Genomic DNA, 993 nt, shown 5'->3' on the forward strand with positions numbered 1-993 from the left:
ACGTTCTGCCGGGTCAGCACGATCCCGGCCGGCCGGTCGTGGTGTTCCAGGATGGCCTTCCAGGCCTGGGCCGTTTCGTTCGCGTCCGCGGGCCGGACCACGTCCAGGCCCGGGATGGCCCGCAGGGACGCCAGCTGCTCGACCGGCTGGTGGGTGGGCCCGTCCTCGCCCAGCCCGACCGAGTCGTGGGTCCAGACATAGATGCTCGGCACGCCCATCAGGGCCGAGAGCCGGATGGCCGGGCGCTGGTAGTCGGAGAAGATCAGGAAGGTGCCGGAGAAGGCCCGGGTGTGCGAGGAGAGCACGATGCCGTTGACGATGGCCGCGGCGGCGTGTTCGCGGATGCCAAAGTGCAGCACCCGCCCGTACGGGTTCCCGGACCAGGCCTTGGTCTGCCGCGAGGCCGGGATGAAGGAGGGCTCGCCCTCCAGGGTGGTGTTGTTGGACTCGGCCAAATCCGCCGAGCCGCCCCAGAGCTCGGGCAGCACCGGCCCGACCGCGTTCAGGACCCTGCCCGAGGCGGCCCGGGTGGAGAGGTCCTTCCCGGGCTCGAACACCGGCAGGGCCGCCTCCCACCCGGCCGGCAGCTCGAAGGCCTGCACCCGGTCCAGCAGCGCGGCCTGCTCCGGATTGGCCTCCCGCCAGGCCTGGTAGTCCTGCTCCCACCCGGCGCGGGCGGCGGCCCCGCGGCCGGCCACCTGCCGGGCGTGCGCCAGGACCTCGTCCTCGACCTGGAAGCTCTGGTGCGGGTCAAAGCCCAGGCGTTCCTTCAGCGCGGCGACCTCGTCCTTGCCCAGGGCCGAGCCGTGGATCTTGCCGGTGTTCTGCTTGCCCGGGGCCGGCCAGCCGATAACGGTCCGCAGCGAAATGATCGAGGGCCGCCCGGTCTCGGCCTTCGCCGCGGCCAGGGCGGCATACAGTTCCTGGACGTCCTCGGCGTACTCGCCGGTCCTGGTCCAGTCCACCCGCTGGGTGTGCCAGCCGTAGGCCGCG

General features: G+C 72.5%; 1 protein-coding gene. It reads right to left on the bottom strand.

Annotated features, from left to right (window positions below; genetic code table 11):
* The coding region (locus HGG74_RS19050) for a thiamine pyrophosphate-binding protein (protein WP_512698808.1) at nucleotides 1-993 on the bottom strand (993 nt) is incomplete at both ends.

This window comes from Arthrobacter mobilis, from assembly GCF_012395835.1.
In the GTDB taxonomy this organism is placed as follows: domain Bacteria; phylum Actinomycetota; class Actinomycetes; order Actinomycetales; family Micrococcaceae; genus Crystallibacter; species Crystallibacter mobilis.